The organism is Mesorhizobium sp. M1322, assembly GCF_040318085.1.
GTDB lineage: Bacteria > Pseudomonadota > Alphaproteobacteria > Rhizobiales > Rhizobiaceae > Mesorhizobium.
In genome coordinates, this window is sequence record NZ_JAMYLP010000210.1 from 1 (window position 1) to 1,149 (window position 1,149).

Sequence of the window (1,149 nt, forward strand, 5' to 3'; positions counted from 1 at the left end):
TGAGCAACCGTGCTTCAAACGAAAGCCGGATTCCAGGGTTTGTTGGTGCGCACCATAGCGTTGAGGGTTGTGATGAGCTTGCGCATGACGGCGACGATGGCGACCTTTGCTACCTTGCCGTTGGAGCGCAGCCGCTGGCGGAAAGCGGCGAAGACGGGGTTATGGACTCCGGCACTGAGCGCGGCCATGTAGAGGACGTTGCGGACAGGTTCGCGGCCACCCCAAATGCATCGCTTGCCTTTGAGCTTGCCGCTGTCGTGGTCATAGGGGGCGAGCCCGACCAGGGCGGCGATCTGCCGGTTGGACAGGCGGCCCAGTTCGGGTAGCAGCGCGATCAGTGTGGCACTCAGGACTGGACCGACGCTGGGCGTGGAACGCAGCAGGCGATCGCGCTGAGCCAGGGCGGAATCGGCCGCAATTGCTTGGGCAATGCGTTTGTCGAGTAGCAGGATATCGGCACTGAGCCGGGTCGCACGCCGCTTGGCCAGGCGCTTGAGAGCAGCATCGCGCACGTGCTCGGCCTGATTGTTGACGCGGCTGAGCTCGGCCTGGAGCTGGCGCCGTGCCGTGACCAGTTCGATCACCAGTTCCAGGCTTGGATCGAGCTCTACCGGATGCACCGGTAGCGTCGCCAGGAAGCGGGCGATCAGACGGGCATCGATGCGATCGTTCTTGGCGTTGATGCCGGCTGCACGCGCGAACTGGCGCAGCCTGTGCGGATTGATGCGACGCACCGGAAGTCCTGCTTGCCACAGCGCCTTGAGTACAGCGCGTTCATAGCCGCCGCTCGCCTCAAGACCGATGGCACCGATCTCGTTGTCCGACAGCCGCTCGACCAACGCCGCATAACCGGCTTCGGTGTTGTCGACTGTGAACAACTCCCCTGTTTCCAGAATGGCCACGTCCAGTCGATCCTTGGCCACATCGATGCCGACATGAAGCGCAATTTGTGTCATCCTCTGATCCCTTCCTTGCTGGTGCGGGGTCGAACCCTGGCAACCGTTCGGGCTATGGAAGATGCGACGGAGCTCCTTGCTCAACCACGGACTCATACCAAGGGGTGTACGGGCTTCCGCCGCAGCGGGTGATCCGGTCATGACCCGGGTCACCCGCCAACCCGATTGTGCATGATTCGAGAGACACAAGGGG

1 protein-coding gene is annotated in these 1,149 nt (G+C 62.8%); it reads right to left on the reverse strand.

Annotated features, from left to right (window positions below):
- Positions 1-14: 14 nt before the first annotated feature.
- Positions 15-1,097 carry an IS110 family RNA-guided transposase gene (locus NKH12_RS30420; RefSeq protein ID WP_352956480.1) on the reverse strand — a complete coding sequence of 361 codons (1,083 nt, stop codon included), beginning with the start codon at positions 1,095-1,097 and terminating at the stop codon, positions 15-17.
- Between the last annotated feature and the right edge of the window lie 52 nt (positions 1,098-1,149).